The sequence below is a fragment of the Chitiniphilus shinanonensis DSM 23277 genome, from assembly GCF_000374805.1.
Classification (GTDB): domain Bacteria; phylum Pseudomonadota; class Gammaproteobacteria; order Burkholderiales; family Chitinibacteraceae; genus Chitiniphilus; species Chitiniphilus shinanonensis.
In genome coordinates, this window is record NZ_KB895345.1 from 1 (window position 1) to 26,617 (window position 26,617).

Below are 26,617 nucleotides of genomic sequence, written 5' to 3' on the forward strand. Positions count from 1 at the left end.
CGTCATCCCGTTCGAGTTGTACGACGACACGATGCCGCCCGAGGTGCCGGTGGCCACGATGCCCTTGCTGCCCTGGCCGGATGCGGTCACCGCGCCACCGGCACCGGCCACGCCGGCGTAGCTGGCCCCGCCGCCGATACGGAACAGCGTCGAATCCTCGGTGGTGACCGCCTGCGACGCCGTGCCGTTGGTGGTGATGGTCGCCCCTGGGCCGTACAGGTAGTAGCCGATCTGGTGGGTGCCGGCCGAAAAGTTGACCACCCCGGCGCCCGACACCGCCACCTGGCCGCCATCGCGCGCGTGCACGCCGATGGCCCCCTCGCCAGTCAGGTTCACCGCCTCGGACAGGCCGACGGCGGAACCGCTGCCTTCCGCCCAGATGCCATAGCTGCGCAGGCCGTTGGCCGTCACCGCGCCATCGACATTGATGGTGCCGCTGGAGGCCGCCTTGCCGCCGCTCAGGGCCTGGATACCGATGGCATTGACGCCCGACACATCGATGGTGCCGGCGTTGTTGATGGTGCCCGCCGTCGCCGTGCTGTACAGGCCGACGTTGGCCAGCGGGGTGTCGTTGTAGTGGCCGTTGACCTCGATGGTGCCGTTGTTGATGACGGAGGTGGTGCTGTTGGCGCCGCTCGCCCAGATCCCCCAGCCCTTCTGCACCTTGTCGCCGATGACGATGGTGCCGTTGTTGACAGCCTTACCGCCGGCCAGCACCTTGATGCCGATGTCGCCGTTGGGCTGCGCCACGTCGGCGCCGCCGCGATCCTCGGGCAACAGGGCGACGTCTTCCGACGGGGCACGGCCCAGATAGATCATCGCTCCGGAAGTATTGGTAAATTGGGCGTCGCTCCGCACCTGCACGCCGACGCCGACCGGCGATGCTTGCGGCACATTGACGCCGACATTGATCGTGCCGTTGTTGGTCGCGACCGCATTCGAATAGATGTCCAGCCAGAGGCTGGTGCCGGCACCGCTGCCACTCGCGGCATAGTTGTAGAGGTAGACGTTGACGATGCCGTTGTTGACCAAGGTGGTTCCGGCAGTGCTGATCCAGTCCGCCTTGACTTCGCCGACCACGCCATCCCCGGCATCGCCGACGTTGCGCACCCCGTTGATGATCAGGTGCGAGCCACCATCGGCCCCCATGCCCATGACATTGCGCACGCTGTTGACCACCCCGGTATCGGCGATGGTGATGGTGGCGCCGTTCTTCGCCCGCAGAAGGGTGGTCCCGGTCGACGAACTCCAGTCGGCGACGATCTTGCCGTTCACGTTCCCCTTGGCGTTCTTGCCATCGGCCAGCAAGGCGATCTGGTTGCCGCCATCGATGAACATCGGATCGTCCGCGGCGATGGAACCATTGGTCTTGTTGATCGTATAAGTCACGCTTTTATTGGAATAGGCGAGCGCCAATGCGTTATCGTAATTGGTTGGCGCCGCACTTCCCGACCCCAGTTTCCCGGCCTTGAGCTGATCGATCAACCAATCGTTGTAGGCTTGCAGCTCCGCCAGATTGGTGACCGATTGCTGATATACGTTGCCGAAAATATCCGTGACGGTGAAATTGCCTGTATAAGTGGTGATGGTAACGGTCTGGGTCTGAGGGGCCAATTGCGCTGGCGTTACCACTTGGCCTACCTGGACAAAGACCACCTTGTTGGTCGAATTCCAATTGATCTCGCCATCGGTGACCTTGAAAAAGGTGCTCTGCCGCGTGGTACCGTCGCCGATGGTGCCATTGGCATTGATATTGAGCGTGCTCTTATTCGACACCTCGGCCAGGTTGGCGGCCACGAATGGGCCATTCGTGCCGGTGGTGGGCGAATAGACGGAAATCCATAAACTCTGGCCCGCCACGCCCTGGGTGAAATTGGCGCTGTTATAGGTATTGACGACAGTCTTGCCCTGGGTAATGACATCCAGCGCATCAACCCCCTGATTTTTTGTACCCAACGCGACGACGGGCGTATTCGCGGAAGAAATCGGCCAGGGACTCGTTGCGCCGGGCACCACATAACCCAGATTGTACAGCCCCGCCAGGGTGCTGGAGATCAATTGGGTCCAGCTCGACCCCGTGAACTTGATCGTGCCATTCAGATTGGTCGTGCCGCCGTCGTTGATCAGATACAGGACCAATGGATTGCCAGAGGAATCCTTGAAATTTGCCGGCGTATACGAGGTGGGCACGGTGATATCGGTATCGGCCCAAGCTGTGAAGAGGGGGGCCATGACCATGCCTGTCGTGAGTACCGCGCGCCGGGCAATGCGCAACGCGCTTTGCGCGCGGCCATGCCCCCGGGCCAATTCCGATGCGGCGACCCAGGTATTGAGCGTGGCATTCCAGACGTTTCGATAGACTTGGTTCATATTCCCGCTTCCAATGATGGCTGCCGCCAATTCAGAACCCGGAATCACCCCATGCCGAGCCCGGATTCGCGCCCCGAAAAATATATTGCGTCTCTACGAGCGAAGCTATACGAACAGCCATCGCCCGTCCTTAGGATAACTCTCAAAGAAAGGTCACATTGCAAACCTTTATCAAATGCAAAAAGCGATTATCCATCGTTGGCAAAAATCGTAAACGGACAAGAACACCTTCAAATCCAGACATCAGCCTGACAAATAAAATCAAATCCATTCAAATTTGAAAAAAACCCGAAAGCCACAGGGCACTTCCGCTTCATCCTGGCCAAAGCAGTGACCGGCATTCCAGGCTGGCGCCCTGTTGGTAGAGCGGCCTCGCGCCAGGGCACAGCCAAAAAAAACGCAGCGGTCCTGATGGAACCGCTGCATCGGCTGTTGTTGATCGCTTTCAATTCGGCGATGCGCCCGGCGCGGGCGCTCGATGACATTTGCAATTTTTGTGACGGCAAAACCAATTGAACCCGGCCGCTCCGTGGTCCATCAACTTGCCAGGCTGCCCAGCCGGGTCGTCGGCGTATCCGGCGCCTGCCCGCATTGCCCACGCTTGCGGCAATTGCGCCATTCCCACGGCGGCGTGGGGGCCGGGGCCTGCCACAGGCCATTGCGGCCTTGCCTGGCCAGTGCCTCCGCCTGAGTGATCCGGGCATCGTATTGCGCGGTGCGGCTGGACTACGCCATGCCTGCCAGCACCATCACCAGGTTCACATTGCCCCCCCCCCCCGCAATGCACCTGTGCAGCGCGAAGGGCGGCGGTGGGGGCACTGCAATGAGCGCGCCGGATACCCGCAACCGGGCCATCGCGATCCGCTGGGTAGGCGACGATGGGAACGGCTATGGTTGATCTCAAGCCCATCCCCCATATGCCCATGCCTTCTTCCACCCCAACCAGCGCTCCCGCCCGAACGCTACTTGCCTCCGCCGTGCCTGCCTTGCTGATCGGGGTGGGGTGCAGCCTGATCCTGCTGGCGGTCATGGGTTTCGCCGAGGTGGTCCAGCAATGGTTATGGCAGACGCTGCCGCAATGGCTGGGGGTTGCCCCCCACAGCAAGGGCTGGATCGTCGGCATGCTGACCGCGACCGGTATCGCGGTCGGTCTGGTGGTGGCCTACATGCCCGGACACGCCGGCCCTCATCCCGCCACCGCCTCGCTCATTGGCGCACCGCAACCGTTGCCAGTCCTGCCCGGCTTGCTGGTCGCGCTGGTGCTGGGGCTGGCCGGGGGCGTCAGCCTGGGGCCGGAATATCCGATCATGACCATCAATATCGCGCTGGCCGTCGCCATCGGCCGCGCCGTGCGTCCCGAATCGCGACTGGATGGCTGGGTGATGCTGGCGGCGTCCGGCACCATCGGGGCGTTGTTCGGCACGCCGGTCGCCGCAGCGTTGATCCTGACCGAGCCGGTGATGCGCGGCCAGGATACGTCACCGCTGTGGAACCGGCTGTTTGCGCCATTGGTGGCTGCGGGCGCCGGGGCGCTCACCACGACGCTGTTCATCCACCCCATCTTCGCTGTGCAGGTGCCGGCTTACTCTGGTGGCGGCGTGCTGCTCGACCTTGTGGCGGGCTCGGCCATCGCGGTGATGGCTGCCGCGCTGGGGCTGCTCGCGGTCTACCTGTTGCCACCGCTCTACCGGCTGGGACAGCGCATCGGTCATCCGCTGCTGGTGCTGGGCGGAGGCGGCCTGTTACTCGGCTTGCTGGGTGTATTGGGAGGGCCGCTCACGCTGTTCAAAGGGCTGACCGAGATGCAGGCGCTCGGCCACAGCGCCGCGGCGCTGGGCCCGGCGCAACTGGCGTTGATCGGCCTGGTCAAGCTGGCCGCCCTGCTGGTCGCGGCCGCCTGCGGATTTCGCGGCGGGCGCATCTTTCCCGCGGTGTTCGTCGGGGTCGCGTTCGGGTTGTTCGCCCATGCCGTAGTACCGGCCATCCCGGCGGCGTTGACCGTGGCCTGTGGCGTGCTGGGGTTGGTGCTCGCGGTGACGCGCGATGGTTGGCTCGGCCTGTTCATGGCTGCGGCGGTGGTGCCTGATCTGCGCCTGCTGCCCATCCTGTGCCTGGTGGTGTTGCCGGCATGGCTGCTGCTGGCCGGCAAGCCGCAGATGCAGGTCATCGCCGCGCGCTGACGCGGCAACGGATCACACCGGTGCGGGATTCATCACATCGGGCGTGCAGGCGCTGCGCACTACTGTGGCGGGATTGCCCGAGACCACCGAATAAGGCGGCACGTCCTCGGTCACGAAGGCCCCGCCGCCGATCCGGCTGCCGCGGCCGATGGTGACACCGCCGACGATGATGGCGTGGGGGCCGACCCAGACCTCGTCTTCCAGCGTGGGAAAGCCCGTCACCCGTTCGCCGTCGGGCGCGATGCGGTCGCGCCGGCCCAGCGTCACACCGTGGAACAAGGTGACGTTGTTGCCGATGCGGGCACCCTGGTTGATCACCAGGCCCCAGCCATGGGTCAATGCCAGGCCGCCGCCGATGTCGGCGCGCCATGGGAAATCCATCGCCGCGCCATGCGCGGCCAGACGGTGCAACACCTTGAAGCCCGGCAAGGCAAAGCGCAGCGGTCCCTTGCTGGCCGCCGCCCCCTGGCACAGGCGCATGGTGCAGACCACCCGGAAATTCCGCCGCGTCAGCACCCCTTTCAGCAGGCAACTCAAGCTGTAGCGCCCGTATTGGCGATGGGTGTCGGCTTTCAGGGCAGTCCAGGGGCTCATGCTGTCTCCAGTGCTCGGTTACGCGGGCGGCTATTCTATCCAGCTGCGCAAGCTGGATGAAATGGTCAAATCATCATTGTCGAGGCTACAAGGTAGCCGTTTCCACCCCATGAATGCGCCCCTTCGACCTGATGAAACAGGCTGCTCGTCAGGCAACCCGCCGCAACGGCTACAGCGCCCCGAGAAATCGTTCCGGCATCGCCTCGCGCAGCGGGAAGTACTTGAACCACGGTTGCGCCTCGCGAATCACGCGTCGCACCGAAGGCCGCGCCATCAAGCGTTCGAAATAGCCGCTCAACACCGGATGCGCAGCCGGGAACGGCTGCACGATGGCTGCGTAGAACAGTGACGGGGCGGCGGCACAGTCGGCCAGGCTGAAGGTCTCGCCCACAGCCCAGGTGCCGGTCCCCAGGCGCAACTCGATCAGGCGATAAGCCATCAGCAGCTCATCCAGCACGGCATCGCTGGCCAATGGATCGCGAGTCGCCTCCGGGCGTAGTCGCTGGGCGACGAAGCGCTGCATCGGGTTCATCACGTACAGATCGAACAAGCGATCCCACAACCGCACCTCCAGGAGCGCATCCGGGTCTGCCGGCAGCAGTCGTACCGCGCCGGGTTGGTGCCGGTCCAGGTATTCGATCTGGATCGAGGTCTCGGGGATCAGCCGCTCGCCGTCTTGCAGCAGCGGAATCTTCGCCGTCGGCCACAAGCACCGGAAATCCGCCTTGGCCTGCGGATCGCCCAGATTGACCAGTCGCGCCTCGAATGGCAGATCCTTCTCGTACAGCGCAATCAGCATTTTCCAGCAATAGGACGAAAGGGGATGGTAATGCAGGACGAGCATCGCAGGTCTCCAGCGGCCGGGGGTGCGCTCACCCTAGGCAATCCGCGGGGAATCCTCAATCTGCTATGGCCCGCTCGTGGGGAACGGCGGATCGCCGGTGGCAAGTGCCGGCGGCACAAATACTCGGGATAAAGCCGCCACAACAGCGTAGCCGGACCGCCAGCCTGAAGCTGGCGTCGCAAGACTTCGCTTGACTGTCTCGCCCGGCCAAAAACAAAAAGGCCCTGAAAATTCAGGGCCTTGCTGTTGGTTCCTGGCGGAGACGGAGGGATTCGAACCCTCGATACAGGTTTAAGCCCGTATGCCTCCTTAGCAGGGAGGTGATTTCAGCCACTCATCCACGTCTCCGCGAGGAAGCGGGATATTACCCCGCGCACCTGGGGGCGTCAATGAAAAAGCCGGGCAAACAAAACGCCCGCGTCCCAGGGGGAGGCGGGCGTTGTCCAGGCTGGAAACCCGGTGCTCGGACGGCTTATTCGCGGTCCAGGCCGAACGCCTTGTGCAGCACGCGCACGGCCAGTTCCAGGTACTTCTCGTCCACGATCACCGATATCTTGATTTCGGAGGTGGAGATCATCTGGATGTTGATGCCTTCCTCGGCCAGGGTGCGGAACATGGTCGAGGCCACGCCCACATGGCTGCGCATGCCGACGCCGACGATGGACACCTTGCAGATCTTGTCGTCGCCGGAGACGCTGGCGGCCCCGACGTGGGCCTGCACGCCTTCGAGCACCTTCACGGTCCGCGCCAGATCGTTCTTGGGCACGGTGAAGCTGAAGTCGGTGGTGCCGTCCTGGCCGACGTTCTGGATGATCATGTCCACGTCGATGTTGGCGTCGGCCACCGGGCCCAGTATCTGGTAGGCGATGCCGGGCTTGTCGGGCACGCCGCTCACATTGACGCGTGCTTCGTCACGGTTGAACGCGATGCCGGAAACGACGGGCTTTTCCATGTTGGAATCTTCCTCGAAGGTAATCAGCGTGCCCTCGCCTTCTTCCTGGAAGGACGACAGCACGCGCAATTTCACGTTGTACTTGCCGGCGAATTCCACCGAGCGGATTTGCAGCACCTTGGAACCCAGGCTGGCCATTTCCAGCATTTCTTCGAAGGTGATGGTCTTGAGCTTGCGCGCCTCGGGCACCACGCGCGGATCGGTGGTGTAGACGCCATCGACGTCGGTGTAGATCTGGCATTCGTCGGCCTTGAGCGCCGCGGCCAGCGCCACGCCCGAGGTATCCGAGCCGCCGCGACCCAGGGTGGTGATGTTGCCTTCGGCGTCCACGCCCTGGAAACCGGCGACGATCACGACCCGGCCGGCGGCCAGGTCGGCGCGCATGTTGGCGTCGTCGATCGACTGGATGCGGGCCTTGGTGAAAGTGGAATCGGTCAGCACCTTGACCTGGGCGCCGGTGTAGGAGCGGGCGTCGAGGCCCAGTTCCTTCAGCGCCATGGCCAGCAGGCCGATGGTGACCTGTTCGCCGGTGGAGACCACCACGTCCAGCTCGCGCGGGTCGGGGTTAGCCTGGATTTCCTTGGCGAGGGCGATCAAACGGTTGGTCTCGCCGCTCATGGCGGAGACCACCACGACCAGATCGTGCCCTTGCGCCTTGAACTTGGCCACGCGACGGGCCACGTTCTTGATGCGCTCCGGCGAACCGACCGAGGTGCCGCCGTATTTCTGGACAATCAATGCCATGTTGCAACCTGTGGGTTGAGAGTGCGAATGCTGAATACGCCGCCCGCTGACCGCGCATGCGGCGAAAACGGGCATTGTAAAGAAAGCAGGAGGGGTTTTCGAGCGGTTAGACCGTGATGACCGGCACTCGAGGGGCGATTGCGCACATTAATTCGTAACCGATCGTACCGGCCGCCGCCGCAACCTCGTCGATGGACAGATTCGCCCCCCAGAGTTCAACCTCGCTGCCGATGCCGGACTGCGGCAATGCGGTGAGATCGACCGCCAGCATGTCCATCGAAACCCGGCCCAGCAGCCGGGTGCGCACGCCGTCGACCAGGATCGGCGTGCCGGTAGGGGCGTGCCGCGGATAACCGTCGGCATAGCCGCAGGCGACGATGCCGATGGTCATCGCCTGTTCGGCGGCGAAGGTGGCACCGTATCCCACGGTGTCGCCGGTGCGCAGTTGCTGGGTGCCGATCACGCGCGAGCGCAGCGTCATCGCGGCTTGCAGGCCCAGTTGCGTCGCGCTGCGTGTCTCGAACGGCGACGAGCCGTAGAGCACGATGCCCGGTCGCAGCCAGTCGCGCCGCGTTTCGGGGTAAGCGACGGTCGCCGCCGAGTTGGCCACCGAATGCGGCAGCGCCAACCCGGCCACGGCGGTGTCGAAACACGCCAATTGCGCAGCGATGCCTCGCGCCGGATCGTCGGCGGTGGCGAAGTGGGTCATCAGCGTCACGCCCGCGACATTGGCGCAGGCCTGCAACCGCGCCGCGATCGCCGCCGCCTGCGCCGCGGGAAAGCCCAGGCGGTTCATGCCGGTGTTCAGCTTGAGGAATACCGTCACCGGCCGCGCCAGCGCGCAGTTCTCCAGCCATTCGAGGGTGCGCGGCTCGTGCACCGCCAGCCAGAGGTCATGGCGGGCGGCCAGTTGCAACTCTTCGGGCGAGAACACGCCTTCCAGCAGCAGGATCGGCTGGGTGAAGCCGGCTTCGCGCAAGGCGATCGCGCCGGCCATCTCCAGGATGGCGAAGCCGTCGGCGTCGTGCAGCGCCTGCGCGGTCCGCAGCAGGCCATGGCCGTAGGCGTTGGCCTTGACCACCGCAAAGGCGCGGCTGTCCGGCGCAAGCGCCTTGATGTTCAGATAGTTGTGCCGGATGGCGTGGGGATGAATCAGGGCCTCGATCGGGCGGGTCACAGCAGGGCCTCGTGTTGGCGGCGTTCGCGACGACGGCGCCAGTACCAGACCACGACCACCGCGGCCACCAGCACCGAGAACACCAGAATGCCGGTCTGACCGCGCTTGAGCCACATCAGCAGCCAGGCATGGTTGTCGGCGCCGAAATGACCGAGGTAGACCCACACCGGCACGCTGACCAGGGCGGCCAGGCCGTCGAGCAGCAGGAAGCGCCAGTACGGGACGCACTGGCTCATGCCGGCGGTGAGGAAGATGGGGGAACGCAGGCCCGGCAGAAAACGGGCGATGAAGAGAACGCGGTTGCCGTAGCGGGCGAATTTGTCCTGCACCGCTTCGTAACGCTCAGGGGTCAGCACATGGGCGACCCAGCGCCATTTCAGTGCGCGGGTGCCGTAATGGCGGCCCAGCCAGAACATGGTCGAGTCGCCGATCAGCACCCCGGCCATGCCCACGGCGAACATGGTGTGCACATTGGCGTAGCCCAACCCGGAAATGATGCCGCCGGCCACCAGGGTGACGTCTTCGGGAATGGGCACGCCGAAACCACAGATCAACAGAACGGTGAAGACCGCAACGTAACCGTAGTCGGTGAAAAAGGTGACGAGGTATTGCAGGATATCCATCAGGAACAACGCCTGGCGCGGATGTGGCTGCGCGATGCGGGATCATAGCATGGGCCATCCGGCCGGCGGCTGGAACTTGGGGGCCATGCAGGGCCTTGGGACGACTGTCGCGGCCGGGCAAAAGTTCAGCCTGGCCGGCGACCGGACGCCACCATCGCGGCTGGCGCGCCGCGCCGAGGTGGATTATTTCCGGGGCATACATGCCGCTTGATAGAGGAAAAATCCGCACCGCCCACCGCACCGCATCGGTGCAGCCCCGGCCACCTTGAGGGGCCGGCCCTGATGCACCCAAAAACGGTGATGGATTCGTGTTATAACCCAGCGGACTAAAACTCACGACAGGCGAGCATGGATCGCGGTTTTTTCCTGATTCTCGGTGCGCAATTCCTGTCCGCGCTCGCCGACAACGCCCTGTTCATCGCCGCCCTGGCGCTGCTCAAGGAACTGCACGCGCCCGAGTGGCATCTGTCGATGCTGCTGTGGAGCTTCACCGTCTCCTACGTGGTGCTGGCCCCGTTCGCCGGTGCCTTCGCCGACGCCCTGCACAAGGGCCAGGCGATGATGATCTGCAACGGCATCAAGATCGCCGGCTGCCTGGCGATGCTGGTGGGCCTGCCGCCGATCTTCGCCTACGCGCTGGTGGGCTTCGGCGCCGCCGCATACTCCCCGGCCAAGTACGGCCTGATCACCGAATACCTGCCCCACGAAAAGCTGGTCGCCGCCAACGGCTGGCTGGAAGGCGCCACCGTCGCCGCCATCATCTTCGGCACCGTGCTGGGGGGCGTGCTGGTGGGTGACCGCGTCACCGCGATGCTGCTCGGCTGGGGCGACCTGCTGGGGCGTTCCGAATGGCTGTCGCCGGCCCAGTTCGCCATCCTGGTGATCCTGGTGGTCTATCTGGCCGCCGCCTGGATGAATCTCTACATCCCCAAGCTGCACGTGCGGCTCAAGCCGCTGCGCATGAAGCCGGTGGCGCTGATGCGCGAGTTCGGCCATTGCGTGGCGCGGCTGTGGCGCGATCCGCAGGGCCAATTGTCGCTGGCGGTGACCACGTTGTTCTGGGGCGCCGGGGCGACCATGCGGTTGGTGGTGCTGAACTGGGCGGTGATCTGGCTGCACTTCAGCATGGAGCAGGCCACACGGCTGGTGGCGGTGGTGGCGTTCGGCACGGCCTTCGGCGCACTGATCGCCGGCCGCTGGATTCCGCTCAAGCGCGCGTTCGCGGTGTTGCCGGCAGGGGTGGCGATGGGCGTGCTCGTCTGCTGCATGTTGTTTGTCAACCAGACGCCGCTGGCGGCGTTACTGATGTTCCTGGTCGGGGGGCTGGCCGGTTTCTTCGTCGTGCCGCTCAACGCCATGTTGCAACACCGGGGCCATCTGCTGATGGGTGCCGGACACTCGATCGCGGTCCAGAACTTCAACGAAAACCTGGGGATATTGGTGATGGTGGGGGTGCATGCGCTGTTGGTGCGCTTCCTCAGCAGCCCGGTTCCCACCGATGCGCCGGCAGCGGTGGTGCGGCAGTTCCAGGCCAGCGGCCTGCCGCCGATGACATTGCTGATCGCCGGATTCGGGCTGTTCGTGGCCGTCACCATGGTCTGGATCATTCGCCGCCATCGTCGCGGCATACGCGCGGGCATCATGCATGACTAACAAGAAAATGATTCTGGCGACGCTTCTGGTCGCCACCCTATCCGCTTGCTCCAAACCCAAGGATGCCGCACCGCAATCCGGCCCCGCCAAGGTGGCCGCAGCCGTGGCGGAACGCCGCGACGTGCCGGTGGTACTCGTCGCGCAAGGCAACGTGGTGCCGATCAACCAGGTGGACATCCGGCCGCAGGTCTCCAGTACCGTGCGCACCGTGGAGATCAGCGAAGGCCAGAACGTCAAGGCCGGACAACTGCTGTTCACCCTGGATGCGCGCGAGGACCAGAGCGCGCTGGATCGCAGTGCGGCGATGATCCGCAAGACCGAGGCCGACCTGCTGCTGGCCGAGCAGACGCTGCGCCGCAACCAGGAGCTGGCCAAGTCCGGCTTCATTTCGCCCAGCGCGGTCGATACCTCGCAAAGCCAGGTGGATTCGTTGCGCGCCGAGCTGGCCGCCGCGCGGCTCGATTTCAAGACCAATACCGTCAAGGTGTCGTACTACCGCATCGCCGCACCGTTCGCCGGGCGCGCCGGCGCGATCTCGGTCCATCCGGGCAGTCTGGTGCAGCCGGGCAGCACCGCGCCGATGCTGACGCTGGTGCAGCTCGACCCGATCCAAATCGAGTTCACCGCTCCCGAGCGCGACCTGCCACAGCTGCTGGCCACCCAGGCCAAGGGCGAGCTGGTGGCGCGCGCCCGCCTGGCCGACGGCGGCGAACGGGCCGGTCGCGTGGTCTTCATCGACAACACGGTCGATCGCAGTGCCGGCACCATCAAGCTGAAGGCCGAGTTCGCCAACGCAGATCACCAGTTGTGGCCGGGCCTGTTCGCGCGGGTGGAAGTGGATGCCGGCGTGCAGCGCGACGCGGTGCTGATCCCGGCCGAGGCGGTGCTCAACGGGCCGGATCGCCGCTTCGTCTATGTATTGCAGCCGGACGGCACGGTGAAGGATCAGACCGTGACCATCGCGCGCATCGTCAGCGAACAGGCCGTGGTCGATGGCCTGCCCGCCGGCACCCGCGTGGTGCGCGAAGGCGGGCAGAACCTGCGCCCCGGCGCCAAGGTCACCGTGACCGGCAACGCGCCGCGCAACCGCGCCGCCAGCGAGGCCGGCGCATGAATATCTCCGAAGTCTGCATCCGGCGCCCGGTCGCCACCTACCTGGTGTGGCTGGCGGTGGTGGTGGCGGGCGTCGCCGCGTGGTTCCAACTGCCGATCTCGGCGCTGCCCAACTACGACACGCCCACCATCAACGTTTCGGCCAACCTGCCGGGCGCCAGCCCCGAGACCATGGCCACCTCGGTGGCCACGCCGCTGGAAAAGCAGTTCTCCACCATTCCCGGCCTGAATGTGATCACGTCGTCCAGCTCGCTGGGCAGCACCTCGATCACGCTGGAATTCGACGCCAGCCGCGATATCGACGCGGCGGCGGTCGACGTGCAGGCAGCGCTGTACCGCGCCAATCGCGCACTGCCCGACGACATGACCAGCCCGCCGTCCTACCGCAAGGTGAACCCCGCCGACGCGCCGATCCTGCTGATCTCGCTGGCGTCGCCATCGCTGTCGCTGGCCGAGCTGAACGATTACTCCGACAACCTGGTGGCGCCCGCGCTGTCGACCATCACCGGGGTGGCGCAGGTGAACGTGTTCGGTCAGAAGAAGTACGCGGTGCGCATCGAGGTCGATCCCGACCGGCTGGCTGCGCGTGACCTGACCCTGCCCGAGCTGTCCAACGCGCTGAAGTCGGCCAACTCCAATTCGCCGGTGGGGCAGCTCGAAGGCAAGCGCCAGGTGCTGATCCTGCAAACCGACCAGCTCACGAAGGCCGCCGACTTCGCTCCGCTGATCGTCGCGGTAAAGAACGACCAGCCGGTACGCCTGACCGACGTGGCCAAGGTGTACGACAGCGTGGAGAACATCAAGAGCGGCAGTTGGGTGGATGGCGAGCGCTCCATCGTGCTGGCGGTCCAGCGCCAGCCGGGCGCCAATACCGTTGCGGTGGTGGACGCGATCCGCGCCATGATGCCGCGCCTGAAGGCGCAATTGCCGGGGTCGATCCAGATCCGCGAACTCAACGATCGTTCCGCGTCGGTGCGCGAGGCGATCCACGACGTCAACCTCACGCTGCTGCTGACCATCGCCCTGGTGGTGCTGGTGATCCTGTTGTTCCTGCGCCGGCTGTCCGCCACGCTGATTCCTTCGGTATCGGTGCCGCTGTCCATCCTCGCCACCTTCGCGCTGATGCTGTGGTTGGGCTACAGCCTGGACAACATCTCGCTGATGGCGCTGACCGTGGCGGTGGGCCTGGTGGTGGACGACGCCATCGTGGTGCTGGAAAACATCGTGCGCCATATCGAAGAGGGCATGAAGCCGTTCGAGGCGGCGATCCGCGGCGCGCGCGAGGTCGGCTTCACCGTGGTGTCGATCTCGATCTCGCTGGTGGCGGTGTTCATTCCCATCTTCTTCATGCCCGGCGTGATCGGCGGCCTGTTCCACGAATTCGCCGCGGTGGTGTCGCTGGCGATCCTGGTGTCGGCCGGCGTGTCGCTGACGCTGGTGCCGCTGCTGGCGTCGCGCTTCATCCGTCATGATCCCGCCGACGATCACAAGCGCCCGCCGGCGTGGAGCCGCTTCTTCGAGGCGCTGTTCGCACGCACGCTGTCCGGCTATCGCCGCAGCCTGGACTGGAGCCTGAACCACCGTGCGCTGGTGCTGCTGGTGGCCCTGGCCACCTTCGGCTTCACCGCCCTGCTCTACGTGATTTCGCCCAAGGGCTTTTTCCCGCAGGAGGACATCGGCCAGATCCAGGCCACCGTCGAAGGCCCGCAGGACGTCGCCTACGCCACACTGCTGGCGGCGCAGCAGGACATCGCACGCCGGGTCAAGGCCGACCCCAATGTCGACTACGTGGTGTCCAACGTCGGCAACTCGGGCAACACTGGCCGCATGTTCATCAGCCTGAAGCCGCGCGGCCAGCGCGCACCGATGCAGGCCACCCTCGCCGGCCTGCGCAAAGCCACCGCCAGCGTGCCGGGGGTACAGGTGTACTTCCGGCCGACGCAGAACCTCAGCGTCGGCGGCCGCCAGTCGTCGTCCAGCTACCAGTACACCTTGCAGGCGGTCCGCGCCGAAGGCTTGTATGACTGGGCCGACAAGCTGCTGGCCGAGCTGCGCAAATCCAGCGTGGTGGTCGACGTGACCTCGGACGTGAAGAAGAACGGCCTTCAGGCGCGCATGGCGATCGACACCGACCGCGCGCAACTGCTGGGGGTGGACATGCAGACCATCCGCGACACGCTCTACGCCGCCTTCGGCAGCCGTGAAGTGTCGACGCTCTATCTGCCGCAGGATAGCTACCCGGTGATCATGGAGCTGTCCGAGGATCACCGGCGCGACGAGTCGGACATCGACCGCGTCTACGTGCGCAGCCGCGACGGCGCGCTGGTGCCGTTGTCGTCGATGGTGCGCATCACCCGCGAGCCGGTGAACACCACCGTCAACCATCAGGCCCAACTGCCGGCGGTGACCATCTCGTTCAACCTGGCACCGGGCCATTCGCTGTCGGACGCCGCGCGGGCGCTGGACGACGCCAAGACGCGCATCGCCATGCCGGTGTCGATCTTCGGCGGCTTCGCCGGTGAGGCGGCAGTATTCCAGAACACCCAGAGCACGCAGCTATGGCTGATCCTGATCGCGGTAGCGGTGATTTACCTGATCCTGGGCATGCTGTACGAAAGCTGGATCCACCCGGTGACCATCCTGGCCGGCATCCCGTCGGCCGCCGTCGGCGCGTTGCTGTCGCTGCGGCTGGTGAACCTGGAACTCAGCTTCATCGCCATGGTGGGCATTCTGCTGCTGGTGGGCATCGTCAAGAAGAACGCCATCATGATGATCGACTTCGCACTGGAGGCGCAGCGCACCCAACACCTGCCACCGCGCGAGGCGATCCGCCAGGCCTGTCACCTGCGCTTCCGCCCGATCATGATGACCACCTTCGCCGCGGCCACCGGCGCGCTACCGATCGCGCTGGGCATCGGCGCCGGCGCCGAGCTGCGCCAACCGTTGGGTGTGGCGGTGGTGGGCGGGCTGATCTTCTCGCAGCTGATCACGCTTTACATCACCCCGGCGCTGTATGTAACTTTCGATAATCTGACTCGCAGATGGCAACGCGAGCGTCCGCTGGCACTGCACGACGAACTGCCGCGCTGACTATTTTTTACCGTTTACCACCAGAAATTTCTCGGCGCCCCGCCTCGCGGGGCGCGCTGCGCCTGACTTCACGCTTCTTCCCTCTCTCCTTCCAGACTGCGCCGCCGCGCGGGCTCCTCCCGCCAACCGTTGTAAAAAAGTTGCTTATCCGGCACCCCATCCATCGAGAGTTAGTCCACGGTTGCGTAAGCATGCACTATTTTGTTCGTGATTGCGGAGGCCTCGGCCGCAGGTGAAAACAACGCAGAGCGTAGCGTTACCTTGCTGCCGCAGCCCGACGATTCGGGCCCGCCTACCTCATCAAGGGACAACACCAATGATCAAACGCATCGTTCTGGCCGCAGCGGTATCCGCCTGCTTCGCCGCCCCGGCCTTCGCCGAAGTATCGATCGGCGGCTCCGCCGAAATGGACTTGTTCTACCGTACCAACAACACCGCTGATGGCGACGGCAAATTCCTGGAAGAAATCGCCATCACTGTGAACATCGACGGTTCGGACAAGCTGGATTCGGGCAATACCCTGAAGTGGCGCCTGGCGCAAAAGGTCGCTACCGATTGGCGTTTCGACTCCTGGGGCGCCCGCGAAGCCTGGATCGGCTACGCAGGCGACTGGGGTGAACTGCGCTTCGGTAACCAATTCTCCAATGTGTACCTGACCGAAGACTGGCCGTATGGCTGGAAGGGCCAGGGCGGCCTGTTTGCCGAGCCGCCGGTGCAAGGTTTTGCCAGCGGCATCACCTACGCTTCGCCGAACTTCAGCGGCTTCAGCTTCAACCTGGGCTATGACCTGGGTGCCGGTGGTATCGATGGCGCAGCTTTTGAAGTGGCTGGTCACTACGCCAATGGCGGCCTGGCGATTGATGCCGGCTACGTGTCCACCATCGATGCAACGTCCGGCGGTGCCGGCGGCAACCACGGCTATAGCCTCGCGTATCAAGATGGAACGGATATCGGTCACTGGATGGTCGGCGCACGCTACACCTTCGACAACGGCTTCAACGTAACGGGCGCCTTCAAGCGTCAATTCGCTGACCGTAGCGAAGCAACGGCAGCTGGCGGTTGGACCTCCTATGACCAGGACACGTACCTGATTCGCGGCGCCTACAACTTCGGCAAGCATGGCTTGGCTCTCGGTTATCAGATGATTGCCGATGCCGATACCAGCGGTGGCGATATCGACAATGGCGTGCAGCAAATCGCATTCCAATGGGATTACGCGCTGTCCAAGAACACCGGCGCCTTCCTGCAAATCCGCCACAACATGCTGGACGGCGACAAGGCTGTGAACAACCCGAACGCAGGTCCGTTCTGGTACAACCTGGACGGCCTGTCCACCGTTGCCGGCGATAGCGGCAACTTCGTTGAAGACAACAGCACCCGTATCCTGATCGGCACCTGGACTGGCTTCTAAGCAGTCAAGCAATAGTTAGTAGCAATGCCTGAAAAGGGGCGGCAGTATTCGCCGCCCCTTTCAATCCATTGAAAAGCAAAAAAAGGCAGCGCGGGCCTGATCTGAACCGCGAAACAAAAATATACGAGCCGCAACAAAAAAGGTTCGTGATGTGTAGCTGGCGATTCTTCGTGCACAGCCAAGGGGAAACGGAAGGGTACGCGATTTATATCCGGGGGGATAAATCGGTATTCGCCTTTGGTTTCAAAGCCAAACCGGCACGCATGATTTGCGGGCAGGTTCCACGCACCGTCCAAGACGGATCATGTTCAACTCACATCGCGCAGTACGCATTGAAAGCACGGTTGATATCATCAACCAACGCTATTGCGAAGATCTCACTTTGGAAGAGCTGGCTTTACGTGCCTGCTATTCGAGATGGCATTTTCTTCGCGCCTTCGAAGAAGAAACCCACGAAACACCGTTTGATTTTCTGCGTAAAAGACGCCTTTATGCTGCCAGCTATCGCCTGCTGTCGGATACGCTTCTTTCGATGGCCGACCTGTCCAGCCAGACCGGTTTCCAATGCGCCAGTTCGTTTTCCAAAGGATTTCGTCGCCAGTTTGGTATGACGCCGAGCGAATGGCGTGCGGAAGGCTGGCGTGATTGGGCTGCACAACAGCCGTTGCAGGCGCAACAATATACCTGCCATGACACGCCCCCAAATACTCAGCAAGAGTACGACGCCGATCGCGTTTATCAGATCGACCCGCGTTATCTGCAAATCGAAATCGTCCCGGAGCAGCCGGTGGCCTATAAGCGATATCGTGGAGTCTGGGGCGAAGCATTGCGCAACACCATCCAGAACGCTTTGCGTATTGCCCCTTTGCCACACCCCTGCTTTTTTGGCGTCCGTCCCGATCTATTGCACCTGCGCGGCCCGGCTGAATCCTGTTACGACGTATGCGTACCGATCAGACCCGGTACCCAGCCTCCTGGCATTGTCAGTCTCGGCCGGGTGCTCGGTGGCCTGTACGCGGTATTCCGGCCACAGCTCGGCGAATCCGCCTTGAGTTGGCGCAGCCTGCTGCATAGTTGGCCCAGCCAGGGACGCTTCGTTTTCGATCCCCGCAGGTCGATGGTGGACCGCTATACCCAGCATGGGGACATTCTGCACTGCGATGCCCAGTATCTACCCATCATGTTGAGGCCAACCTGAGCGCGGCTGGGAGCGCTTTCCGAACGCTGGGCGAACCGGGTTTCCGGCTCGCTTTTTTGTTCCAGTTCCACGCCACCCCACGCCAATTCAAGCCCTGGGTCGACGCGTTATCGTTCCCGCGCGCCGGCAGGGCAAAGGCGGCCACCCTGCGTAATGACCTGATTCCGCGACCAGATGGCAAGCAACTGCAAATTTGCAGCATCATGCGATGCATAAAAGCCATCCAAAGCCCATCGTCATGTTCAGCTCCCATCGTGCAATCCGCATCGAGCGCGCCGTCGATCTGATCAACCAGCACTACAGCAATGACCTCACGCTGGATGAAGTGGCCGCACAAGCCTGCTACTCGAACTGGCATTTCGTCCGCGCCTTCGAGGCCGAGATCGGTGAATCGCCATTCGACTTGCTGCGCAAGCGCAGGCTGTATGCGGCGGCGTACCGTCTGCTGTCCAACGCGCGTGTCTCGATATCCGAACTGTCCACCCGTTGCGGCTTCCAGTATGCGAGCTCGTTTTCCAAGGCGTTTCGCCGGCAGTTCGGCATGACGGCACGCGACTGGCGCGAGGGAGAGTGGCAGCACTGGGTGAGCGAACAGCCCTGGCATGCCGCGACGCGAAGCCAGCCGGCGCACGACACCCTGCTGGAGCACGATCCCGACCAGGTCCGCATCGTGGATCCACAGAGTTTTTCCATCCAGACCGTTCCGCCGCAGCCGGTGGTCTACCGGCGCCTGCGCGGGGTATGGGGCGACTGTCTGAATCAGACCGCGCACCACACATTGCGCGAGTCGCCGGTACCGTTGCCGGTGTTCTACGGCGCGCGCCAGGATCTGCTGCACCTGCGCGGCCCGGCCGAGTCGTGCTACGACGTATGCGTGCCGGTAGCAACCGACTACGCGGTGCCGCCGACCATGGGGCGCTCGACATTGTTCGGCGGCCTGTACGCGGTGCGGCGCCTGCAATTGCACGAGCCCTACCTGAGCTGGCGCAGCGTGCTCGCCAGTTGGCCGCGCCAGGCGCGCTACGTGTTCGACCCGCGCCGGCCGATGGTCGAAGGCTACGGCTGGCAGGGCGACTACCTGTGCTGCACCACGCTCTACCTGCCATTGGCCCTGCGCTGAACCTGCCCTGGGCGGATCGGAGCCCCCTTTCGCTGGCGCGTCGATCGGCTAGTCGGCCACCCGCAGCGGCACCGCGCTGACGCGCGCCAATAACGCGTCCAGGCGATCCTGTTTCAGCGGCTTTTCCAGGAAATCGTCGATTCCCGCCTGGAAACACGCTTCACGGTCGGCTTCCAGCGCGTTGGCCGACAGCACCACGATGGCCTGGCGCGGCCGGCCGTTGGCGGCCTCGAACGCGCGGATCAGCCGGCTGGCCTCGATACCGCCCAGCTCGGGCATCTGCAAGTCCATCAGGATCAGGTCGAACGAACTCGCCTCGCAGGCGTGCACCGCCTCCAGGCCGTTGCCGACGCTGGTCACCGTGTGCCCGCCCAGCGCCAGGAACCGTTCCGCCACCAGCCGGTTGATCGGGTTGTCCTCGGCCAGCAGCACCTGCAACCGTCGCGTAGGCTCGTCGGGCACGTCGGCCGGTTCCAGCTCGGCGAAGAAGCGGAACACGCTGCCACCACCGGGGTTGTCCTCCACCCAGATCCGACCGTGCATCAGCGCCACCAGCCGGGCAACGATGGACAGCCCCAGCCCGGTGCCACCGAACTGGCGCGTGATCGAGCTGTTACCCTGGGCGAAGGCTTCGAAGATGTGTTCGCGCAGGTGGCGCGGCACGCCGATGCCGCTGTCGCGCACCTCGGCCTGCAGCAGGTAGCGCCCGTCGCGCTGGCGCACCGTGGCGATGTGGGCGCGCACGCTGCCATGTTCGGTGAACTTGAGCGCGTTGCCGATCAGGTTGACGAACACCTGCTTGAGCCGGGTGGCATCGCCGGTCAGGCGCTCGGGCATCCCGTCGGCCAGCGTGGCGTCGAACGTCAGGCCGCGGGCCTGCGCCAGCGGCGCGAACATGCGGGTCAGGTCGTGCATCAGCTCCCGGGGCGAGAACGGCGCCGGATCCAGCTCGAAGCGCCCGGCCTCGATCTTGGAGAAATCGAGCACGTCGTTCACCAGCGTCAGCAGCGAGTCGGCCGAACCGCGCAGCACTTCCACCTGCTCGCGCGATTCGGCGTCCAGCGGATGGCGGGCCAGCAATTGCGCCATGCCCAGGATGCCGTTCATCGGGGTGCGGATCTCGTGGCTGATGTTGGCGAGGAACTCGCCCTTGGCGTGATTGGCCGCCTCGGCCTGCAACTTGGCCTGGCCCAGGTCGGCCAGCAGGCGCGATTTCTCGGAGTCGAGCGCGATGGTCTCGGTCAGCACCTCGTTGTAGTAGCTGGCACTCTTGAGCACGGCATAGAGGAACAGCACGCACATCATGCCGAACAGGTAGCCGACCATGGTGCCCTCGGCCAGCGCCAGGATGGCGATCGGCATCACCAGCATCAGCGCGAAACCCACCAGCGCCGGCAGCACCGGCGCCAGGATCGGCACCGCGCCCGCCACCATCCCCGAGTAGACGAAGGCGATGAAATAGCGCACCACCTCGGGTGAGCCGTACATGAAATAGAAGCCGCCCCCGCCCCACCACAAGCCGGCGAACAGCGTGCCGATCAGGTAGCGTCGGCGCCACTGCGGCGCGTCGGTGGGGGTATCGCCCTGATGGGCGAAGCGCTGCGCCATCACGAAACGGTAGCCGGCAATCACCGCCACCACCGCCCACCACACCACCACCCCCAGCCGAGGGCGCGCCCACCACACGGCGCAGCCGAGCAAGGTGGCGTTGACGATGGTCGCGGCCTGGCCCAGCGCGGCGTTGCGGTACAGCAGGCGCGTGGTGTACAGCACGACTTGAGGATCTTGGTGCAGGCTCATGGGCCGCCATCCTAGAAGAGGATTGCCGGGGCTGCCAGAGGCGGCGGCGAGACCGGTCCAGGCGTGTCGCCCCAAGTATAGCGACGGCGGCCGGTGATGACCGCTGCGCCGGTGGCCACTTCCAATCGTAGGGTGAAACGCTTTATCTTCTCGTTTCCGCAGCGGTGGTCGCTGCAACTTTTTCGAAGGCTCCGGCTCCCAATCGCCATGCTTGCCTGTCGTCGCTGGTTTCTGTTGCTGCTGATCGCGCTATTGCCCATCCAGGGCATGGCGGCGTTCGCCATGCCCTGGCGCGACGGCGGCACGCCCGCGCCGCAGGCCCAGGCCACGACGACGCATTGCGACACCGGCGCGGCAACCGACCCCGACGCGAAGCACGCCGCAGGCGCCAAGCAGGCGCCCAACCACGGCAGCTGTCTCGACTGCGGCCATTGCGCCGCGTGCTTCCCGCCGCTGGTGGCCATGCCGCCGGCGCATCCGCCCACCCCGGGCATGCCGCCGCTGCCCCAGGCCCAGCGCCTGACCTCGGCCGACCCCGGCTCACCGTTCCGTCCCCCGATCTCGCTGTAGACCGCGTTTCCCGCGGGCCACCTGCGTGGCTCGCGCACGTCTGTCCACAGGAGATCCATCATGCATTCCGTACCCCATCCACGGCCGTGGCTGGCCGTGTGGCTGCTCGCGGCGGCGTTGACGCCCGCCGTGGCCGCCCCGACCTGGCCGCCCGGCTTCGCCGGCCGCACCGAGGCCGCAGCCCCGGCCATCGCCGCGCAAGCGCTGACGCTCGACGCCGCCCTGCGGCGCGGGCTGGTCGGCGACGCCACCCTCTATCCGCTGTATCGCGCCCATGACATCGCGCCCGACGCCCTCGGCGACGCCCTGGCCCGCCTGCCCGAACCGCTGGTTTTGCGACGCGATGTGCTCGGCGCCTCGACACTGGGCGCCTCGGCGGCCTTCGAACAACGCCTGATCGATGCCGCACGCCAGATCAAGCTGGACTGGCTGGCGCTGGCTCAAGCCGAGCACGCCGTCGCCCATCGCCGCGCCGCGGCGGAAGCCGGACGCGCCGCGCGCCTGCTGGCCGAGGCGCAACAGGCAGCGGGCAATCTGTCGGTCCTGGCCGCCAACGCCACCTTGCGCGACGCCGTCGAGGCGGAAGAAGCACTCGCCGAGGCCGAAATCGCGCTGGCCGATGCGCAGGACGCGCTGGCAGCGCGGCTGGGCCTGCCGCTGGGCGCCCAGCCGTCCACCAGCGGGTTGCCGGCGCTGCCGGATCGTCCCGACTGGTTGCAGCCCGGCGCCATCGCGGCCTGGGCCGAAACCCACGATCCCGCGCTACGCCGCGCCGAGCATGCCGCCGCCCAGGCCGCCGGCCGCAGCGCGCCAGTGACGCCGCGCCCGGTGAAGCTGCCGCTGCTGGCCCATCCGCTGGCGGGCGCCGACGACGCCGGCCGATTGAGTGGCCTCGACGATGATTGGCTGGAGGCTGCCGACGCCGCGCAGGCCAGCCGCCGCGCCATCGCCGGCGCCGCCCGGCATGTCGAACAGTCCTGGCTGACGGCGCAGCGCATGCAGGAATCCCGTCGCCTGGCGGCCCAGCGCAGCGACGAAGCGCTCAAGCACTACAACGGCATGCTGCTCGGCATCTACGAGTTGCTCGACGCCAAGCGCGACGCGGTGCAGGCCGAACACGACGCCGACGACGCGCTCGGTCGGTTCTGGGGTGCGGCGTTCCAGTTGGAAGCCGCCCTGGGCGGCGAGTTGCCGGGCGCCTGGCCCGTCACCATCGCACCGGCCTCCCCTTCCGCCAACCCGCATCCGGAGCACGCGCGATGAACCGTCGACATTTCCTCGCCGGCAGCGCCGGCGCACTGGCCGGGCTGACCCTGCCCGCCGCCCTGGCCACGACGGCCCCCGCCGCCGCCACCTTGCCGCGCGCCCTGGCGGGCCAGACCGGCGTGACCACGCTCAACGGCCGCAGCCTGGGCTATCGCATGCGCGACGGGGTGAAGGAATTCCACCTGATCGCCGAGCCGGTGCGCCAGGAGGTGGCGCCGGGCATGGTGGCGCAGTTCTGGGGCTACAACGGCGGCAGCCCCGGCCCCACCATCGAAGCGGTGGAAGGCGACCGGGTGCGCATCTTCGTCACCAACCGCCTGCCCGAGCACACCACCATCCACTGGCACGGCCTGCTGCTGCCGGCCGGCATGGATGGCGTGGGCGGGCTGACCCAGCCGCAGATCAAGCCGGGCGAGACTTACGTCTACGAGTTCACGCTCACCCGCGCCGGCACCTTCATGTATCACCCCCACGCCGACGAAATGGTGCAGATGGCGCAGGGCATGATGGGCATGTTCATCGTCCACCCGCGCCAGAAGGGCCTGCGCGCGGTGGACCGCGACTACCTGCTGATGCTGGCCAGCTACAAGATCGACCCCGGCACTCTGCGCCCCGACGCCAGCGAAATGCTGGACTTCAACCTGTGGACCTTCAACAGCCGCACCTTCCCGGCCATCCAGAACATGGTGGCGCGCACCGGGGAGCGGGTGCGCATCCGTGTGGCCAACCTGACCATGACCAATCACCCGATCCATCTGCACGGCGTGCACTTCAAGGTGACCGGCACCGACGGCGGCTGGATTCCGGCGGCGGCGCAGTGGCCGGAGGTGACGGCGGACGTGGCGGTGGGGCAGATCCGCGTGATCGAGTTCATCGCCGACGCGCCTGGCGACTGGGCGTTCCACTGCCACAAGTCGCACCACACCATGGGCCCGATGGGTCACGGCCTGCCCAACCTGCTGGGCGTGGACCAGCGGGCCGCCACCCAGCGCATCGAGCGCCTGTTCCCCGGCCAGCATTACATGGCGATGGGCAGCGAGGGCATGGCCGAGATGCAGGACATGGCGGCAATGGGCGACATGATGCCGCTGCCCGCCAACACCCTGCCGATGATGACCGGAGAAGGCCCGTTCGGTCCCATCGAAATGGGCGGCATGTTCACGCTGCTGAAAGTGCGTGACGACCTGGCGCCGGGTGACTACCGCGACCCCGGCTGGTATCGCCATCCGCCCGGCACCGTGGCGCATCCCGCCACCGGCAACGATTTCGAAACCCTTCCCCGTTGATAACCCACCCAATCCATCCGACAAGGAGCAACACCATGAAACAACTGACCATTGCCGCACTGTGCGCACTGTCGCTGAACTTCGCCTTCGCCGCTGGCGAGCATGACCACGGCGACCACGGTGCCGCCAAGCAGTACGCCTTCGGCAGCCCGGGCCAGGACAGCGCGGTCAGCCGCACCGTGAAGGTCAGCGCGGGCGACGACATGAAGTTCAGCTACACCCCGCCGCTCAAGACCATCAAGCAGGGCGAAACCATCCGCTTCGTCATCACCAACACCGGCAAGCTGGCGCACGAGTTCTCGGTCGGCGACGCCGCCAGCCAGCGCGCCCACGCGCTGATGATGAAGAAGATGCCCGACATGAAGCATGCCGATGATCCCAGCGCGGTTTCGCTGGCGCCGGGCGAAACCCGGCAATTGGTGTGGCGCTTCGACAAGGCCATGAGCGGCGACGTGATCTTCGCCTGCCAGGTGCCCGGCCATTACGATGCGGGCATGAAGACCAATGTTCCGCTCGCCACCAAGTGAGGAATCCCCCATGAACAAGATGCTGATCCTGGGCCTGCTGCTAGCCAGTTCGCTGGCGCAGGCCGCGCCCGCCCAGTTGTTCAAGAGCGCCAGTTGCGGCTGCTGCGCCGATTACGTCACCTATCTGAACGCCAACGGCATCCGCCCGCAGGTGGAGAACCGCGACGACATGGACGCGATCAAGCGCCGCTATGGCAGCGATGGCGCGGCCAGCTGCCACACGCTGGTGATCTCGGGCTACACCGTCGAAGGCCATGTGCCGGTGGCGGCGATCCGCAAGCTGCTGAAGGAAAAGCCGGCGATCCGCGGCATCGCCGTGCCGGGCATGCCGGCCGATTCGCCGGGCATGGGCCGCCACACGCCGGGCACCTTGCCGGTCATGGCGATTGCACGCGACGGTGCCATCAAGGACTGGGGAAAGTTTTAAGGAAACCGGCCGGAGCGCCGACAGCAAAACGGCCGGGCAATGCGCCCGGCCGTTTTTGGCTCCTGCTCAAACAGGATCAGGCATCACTGGATGATGCCGCCCCCGAGGCAGACTTCGTCCTGATACAGCACCATCGACTGCCCCGGCGTCACCGCCCATTGCGGCTCGTCGAAGGTCAGGCGCACGCCGTCGTCCAGGTATTCCAGCGTGCAGGCGGCGTCCTGCTGGCGATAGCGGGTCTTGGCGGTATAGCGTCCGGCCGGCGGCGCCTCGCCGGCGATCCACGAGCAATCCTTGGCGAGCAGCGTCGGCTTGAGCAGCAGCGGGTGATCGTGCCCCTGCACCACGATCAGCCGGTTCTGTTCGAGATCCTTGCCGGCGACGAACCACGGCAGGCCCTCGCCACCGATCCCCAGGCCCTGGCGCTGCCCCAGCGTGTAGTACATCAGGCCCATGTGCTCGCCCTTGACCACGCCGTCGGGCGTGACCATCTCGCCCGGCACCTTGGGCAGGTAGCGGTTGAGGAACTCGCGGAACGGCCGCTCGCCGATGAAGCAAATGCCGGTGCTGTCCTTCTTGCGCGCGTTGGGCAGGCCAATGCGCTCGGCGATCTCGCGCACCTCGCTCTTGAGCAGGCCGCCCAGCGGGAATATCGCGCGGCTGACCTGTTCCTGGCTCAGGCGGTAGAGGAAGTAGGTCTGGTCCTTGGACACATCGCGCGCGCGGATCAACTGGGTACGGCCGTCCGGGCCGACCCGGTTGCCGCAGTAGTGGCCGGTGGCCATCTTGGCGCCGCCCAATTCAATGGCGTAGTCGAGAAAACAGCGGAACTTGATCTCGCTGTTGCACAGGATGTCGGGATTGGGGGTACGCCCCGCCGAATACTCGGCCAGGAAGTACGAGAACACGCGGTCCTTGTATTGGGCCGCGAAGTTGATCAGCTCGATGTCGATGCCCAGCAGGTCGGCCACGGCGATGGCATCCATGCTGTCTTCCTTGATCGAGCAGTATTCGTCGTTGTTGTCGTCTTCCCAGTTCTGCATGAACACGCCATGCACTTCGAAGCCCTGTTCTTTCAGCAGGTGCGCGGTCACGCTGGAATCGACACCGCCGGACAGGCCGACCACGATCTTGTCGCTCATGCCGCGTCCCCGGGGCGTGTGTCGAGGTCGCGCAGCAGGTCGAGCGGATAGCGCCGGCCGGACAGGTAATCATCGATGCACGCCAGCAGCAGCGGGCTGCGGTGCTCGGCCGCGCGCGCCGCGATCTCGTCGCGCGTCAGCCAGACGGCGGCCTCGATGCCGTCGTCGAGCACGCGCTCCGGCGCATGGCCGATCACTTCACCGCTGAAGGTGAAACGCAGGTAGGTCAGCTCCGGGCGCTCGGGCGGGCTCCACTGGTATACGCCGACCAGCGCATCCGGCCGGATGTGGTGGGCGGTCTCCTCCAGCGTCTCGCGCACGCAGGCCGCGACGATGGATTCACCGTGTTCGATATGCCCGGCAGGCTGGTTCAGTTTGCGCTGACCGAGGATGCGCTCCTCGACCAGCAGGAATCGGCCATCGCGCTCGATGACGGCGGCGACGGTGGCATTGGGCTTCCACATGGGGCGATGCTTCTGAAAACAAAGGGCTTATTGTACCCGAGCGCCCCCGCGCATCGCCCGCCAAAA

The 26,617-nt window shown here is 65.2% G+C and carries 21 protein-coding genes and 1 tRNA gene; 12 read left to right on the forward strand and 10 right to left on the reverse strand.

Annotated features, from left to right (window positions below):
* Positions 1–2,370: ESPR domain-containing protein (locus C556_RS0111855; RefSeq protein WP_211214720.1), on the reverse strand; the 2,370-nt coding region annotated here is incomplete at its 3' end.
* Positions 2,371–3,293: 923 nt separating this feature from the next.
* Here C556_RS0111855 and C556_RS0111860 point away from each other — a divergent pair.
* Positions 3,294–4,550, forward strand: coding sequence for an ion channel protein (locus tag C556_RS0111860; protein WP_026263035.1), 1,257 nt, complete (start codon positions 3,294–3,296; stop codon positions 4,548–4,550).
* 12 nt (positions 4,551–4,562) lie between these two features.
* On the opposite strand, the gene C556_RS0111865 is transcribed toward C556_RS0111860, so the two are convergent.
* From C556_RS0111865 to C556_RS0111890, 6 genes are all read right to left on the reverse strand, one after another.
* Positions 4,563–5,144, reverse strand: a complete 582-nt coding sequence (locus C556_RS0111865; RefSeq protein ID WP_018748476.1) for an LbetaH domain-containing protein — start codon at positions 5,142–5,144, stop codon at positions 4,563–4,565.
* A 169-nt stretch (positions 5,145–5,313) separates the two neighbouring features.
* On the reverse strand, positions 5,314–5,988 hold the full coding sequence (locus tag C556_RS0111870) for a glutathione S-transferase family protein (protein WP_040431131.1): 675 nt from the start codon (positions 5,986–5,988) through the stop codon (positions 5,314–5,316).
* 254 nt (positions 5,989–6,242) lie between these two features.
* Positions 6,243–6,336 (reverse strand) — tRNA-Ser (locus tag C556_RS0111875).
* Between the two features lie 124 nt (positions 6,337–6,460).
* Positions 6,461–7,684, reverse strand: a complete 1,224-nt coding sequence (locus C556_RS0111880) for an aspartate kinase (protein WP_018748478.1) — start codon at positions 7,682–7,684, stop codon at positions 6,461–6,463.
* 106 nt (positions 7,685–7,790) lie between these two features.
* Positions 7,791–8,861 (reverse strand): alanine racemase, encoded by a 1,071-nt coding sequence (gene alr, locus C556_RS0111885; RefSeq protein WP_018748479.1) that lies wholly within the window; start codon positions 8,859–8,861, stop codon positions 7,791–7,793.
* Entirely contained in the window at positions 8,858–9,484 is a 627-nt protein-coding gene (locus C556_RS0111890; RefSeq protein ID WP_018748480.1) for a DedA family protein, read from the reverse strand. Before C556_RS0111890 ends, alr begins: the two co-directional genes overlap by 4 nt.
* Positions 9,485–9,832: 348 nt before the next feature.
* Here C556_RS0111890 and lplT point away from each other — a divergent pair, with 348 nt between their 5' ends.
* The 6 genes from lplT to C556_RS0111925 all read left to right on the forward strand — a co-directional run bounded on the left by lplT (position 9,833) and on the right by C556_RS0111925 (position 19,069).
* Positions 9,833–11,137, forward strand: a complete 1,305-nt coding sequence (gene lplT / locus C556_RS0111900) for a lysophospholipid transporter LplT (RefSeq protein WP_018748482.1) — start codon at positions 9,833–9,835, stop codon at positions 11,135–11,137.
* On the forward strand, positions 11,130–12,251 hold the full coding sequence (locus tag C556_RS0111905) for an efflux RND transporter periplasmic adaptor subunit (RefSeq protein WP_026263036.1): 1,122 nt from the start codon (positions 11,130–11,132) through the stop codon (positions 12,249–12,251). Before lplT ends, C556_RS0111905 begins: the two co-directional genes overlap by 8 nt.
* Positions 12,248–15,340, forward strand: coding sequence for an efflux RND transporter permease subunit (locus C556_RS0111910; protein WP_018748484.1), 3,093 nt, complete (start codon positions 12,248–12,250; stop codon positions 15,338–15,340). Before C556_RS0111905 ends, C556_RS0111910 begins: the two co-directional genes overlap by 4 nt.
* A 316-nt stretch (positions 15,341–15,656) precedes the next feature.
* Positions 15,657–16,751 carry a porin gene (locus C556_RS0111915; RefSeq protein WP_018748485.1) on the forward strand — a complete coding sequence of 365 codons (1,095 nt, stop codon included), beginning with the start codon at positions 15,657–15,659 and terminating at the stop codon, positions 16,749–16,751.
* Between the two features lie 304 nt (positions 16,752–17,055).
* The gene (locus tag C556_RS0111920) at positions 17,056–17,949 is read left to right on the forward strand and encodes a helix-turn-helix domain-containing protein (RefSeq protein WP_083930568.1); all 894 of its coding nucleotides are present in this window, start codon (positions 17,056–17,058) and stop codon (positions 17,947–17,949) included.
* A gap of 238 nt (positions 17,950–18,187) precedes the next feature.
* Positions 18,188–19,069, forward strand: coding sequence for a helix-turn-helix domain-containing protein (locus C556_RS0111925; RefSeq protein WP_018748487.1), 882 nt, complete (start codon positions 18,188–18,190; stop codon positions 19,067–19,069).
* Positions 19,070–19,117: 48 nt separating this feature from the next.
* Here the strand turns inward: C556_RS0111925 and C556_RS20220 are convergent, their stop codons facing one another.
* Positions 19,118–20,869 (reverse strand): ATP-binding protein, encoded by a 1,752-nt coding sequence (locus C556_RS20220; protein ID WP_051083234.1) that lies wholly within the window; start codon positions 20,867–20,869, stop codon positions 19,118–19,120.
* A 207-nt stretch (positions 20,870–21,076) separates the two neighbouring features.
* Between C556_RS20220 and C556_RS0111935 the strand changes: the two genes are divergently transcribed.
* Genes C556_RS0111935 through C556_RS0111955 form a run of 5 tightly spaced genes read left to right on the forward strand, consistent with a single transcriptional unit; the run spans position 21,077 to position 24,945 of the window.
* Complete coding sequence (locus C556_RS0111935) at positions 21,077–21,439, forward strand: hypothetical protein (RefSeq protein ID WP_018748488.1); 363 nt, start codon at positions 21,077–21,079, stop codon at positions 21,437–21,439.
* Between the two features lie 60 nt (positions 21,440–21,499).
* A complete protein-coding gene (locus C556_RS21705; protein WP_018748489.1) occupies positions 21,500–22,702 on the forward strand; it encodes a TolC family protein in 1,203 nt (400 codons plus the stop codon).
* Entirely contained in the window at positions 22,699–23,991 is a 1,293-nt protein-coding gene (locus C556_RS0111945) for a multicopper oxidase family protein (protein ID WP_018748490.1), read from the forward strand. Before C556_RS21705 ends, C556_RS0111945 begins: the two co-directional genes overlap by 4 nt.
* Positions 23,992–24,026: 35 nt before the next feature.
* Positions 24,027–24,518 carry a cupredoxin domain-containing protein gene (locus C556_RS0111950; protein ID WP_018748491.1) on the forward strand — a complete coding sequence of 164 codons (492 nt, stop codon included), beginning with the start codon at positions 24,027–24,029 and terminating at the stop codon, positions 24,516–24,518.
* A gap of 10 nt (positions 24,519–24,528) precedes the next feature.
* Positions 24,529–24,945 carry a DUF411 domain-containing protein gene (locus C556_RS0111955; protein ID WP_018748492.1) on the forward strand — a complete coding sequence of 139 codons (417 nt, stop codon included), beginning with the start codon at positions 24,529–24,531 and terminating at the stop codon, positions 24,943–24,945.
* 83 nt (positions 24,946–25,028) lie between these two features.
* On the opposite strand, the gene mnmA is transcribed toward C556_RS0111955, so the two are convergent.
* On the reverse strand, positions 25,029–26,087 hold the full coding sequence (mnmA, locus tag C556_RS0111960) for a tRNA 2-thiouridine(34) synthase MnmA (protein ID WP_018748493.1): 1,059 nt from the start codon (positions 26,085–26,087) through the stop codon (positions 25,029–25,031).
* Positions 26,084–26,551 (reverse strand): NUDIX hydrolase, encoded by a 468-nt coding sequence (locus C556_RS0111965; RefSeq protein ID WP_018748494.1) that lies wholly within the window; start codon positions 26,549–26,551, stop codon positions 26,084–26,086. The genes mnmA and C556_RS0111965 overlap by 4 nt, the downstream gene beginning before the upstream one ends.
* Positions 26,552–26,617: the final 66 nt, after the last annotated feature.

Bases quoted from the DNA above. Each gene is read 5' to 3' on its own strand.
- C556_RS20220 (WP_051083234.1), bottom strand. From the start codon at position 20,869: ATGAGCCTGCACCAAGATCCTCAAGTCGTGCTGTACACCACGCGCCTG.
- C556_RS21705 (WP_018748489.1), top strand. From the start codon at position 21,500: ATGCATTCCGTACCCCATCCACGGCCGTGGCTGGCCGTGTGGCTGCTC.
- lplT (WP_018748482.1), top strand. From the start codon at position 9,833: ATGGATCGCGGTTTTTTCCTGATTCTCGGTGCGCAATTCCTGTCCGCG.
- C556_RS0111860 (WP_026263035.1), top strand. From the start codon at position 3,294: ATGCCTTCTTCCACCCCAACCAGCGCTCCCGCCCGAACGCTACTTGCC.
- mnmA (WP_018748493.1), bottom strand. From the start codon at position 26,087: ATGAGCGACAAGATCGTGGTCGGCCTGTCCGGCGGTGTCGATTCCAGC.
- C556_RS0111915 (WP_018748485.1), top strand. From the start codon at position 15,657: ATGATCAAACGCATCGTTCTGGCCGCAGCGGTATCCGCCTGCTTCGCC.
- C556_RS0111955 (WP_018748492.1), top strand. From the start codon at position 24,529: ATGAACAAGATGCTGATCCTGGGCCTGCTGCTAGCCAGTTCGCTGGCG.
- C556_RS0111910 (WP_018748484.1), top strand. From the start codon at position 12,248: ATGAATATCTCCGAAGTCTGCATCCGGCGCCCGGTCGCCACCTACCTG.
- C556_RS0111925 (WP_018748487.1), top strand. From the start codon at position 18,188: ATGTTCAGCTCCCATCGTGCAATCCGCATCGAGCGCGCCGTCGATCTG.
- C556_RS0111905 (WP_026263036.1), top strand. From the start codon at position 11,130: ATGACTAACAAGAAAATGATTCTGGCGACGCTTCTGGTCGCCACCCTA.
- C556_RS0111935 (WP_018748488.1), top strand. From the start codon at position 21,077: ATGCTTGCCTGTCGTCGCTGGTTTCTGTTGCTGCTGATCGCGCTATTG.
- C556_RS0111865 (WP_018748476.1), bottom strand. From the start codon at position 5,144: ATGAGCCCCTGGACTGCCCTGAAAGCCGACACCCATCGCCAATACGGG.
- C556_RS0111945 (WP_018748490.1), top strand. From the start codon at position 22,699: ATGAACCGTCGACATTTCCTCGCCGGCAGCGCCGGCGCACTGGCCGGG.
- C556_RS0111920 (WP_083930568.1), top strand. From the start codon at position 17,056: ATGTTCAACTCACATCGCGCAGTACGCATTGAAAGCACGGTTGATATC.
- C556_RS0111965 (WP_018748494.1), bottom strand. From the start codon at position 26,551: ATGTGGAAGCCCAATGCCACCGTCGCCGCCGTCATCGAGCGCGATGGC.
- C556_RS0111890 (WP_018748480.1), bottom strand. From the start codon at position 9,484: ATGGATATCCTGCAATACCTCGTCACCTTTTTCACCGACTACGGTTAC.
- C556_RS0111880 (WP_018748478.1), bottom strand. From the start codon at position 7,684: ATGGCATTGATTGTCCAGAAATACGGCGGCACCTCGGTCGGTTCGCCG.
- C556_RS0111950 (WP_018748491.1), top strand. From the start codon at position 24,027: ATGAAACAACTGACCATTGCCGCACTGTGCGCACTGTCGCTGAACTTC.
- C556_RS0111870 (WP_040431131.1), bottom strand. From the start codon at position 5,988: ATGCTCGTCCTGCATTACCATCCCCTTTCGTCCTATTGCTGGAAAATG.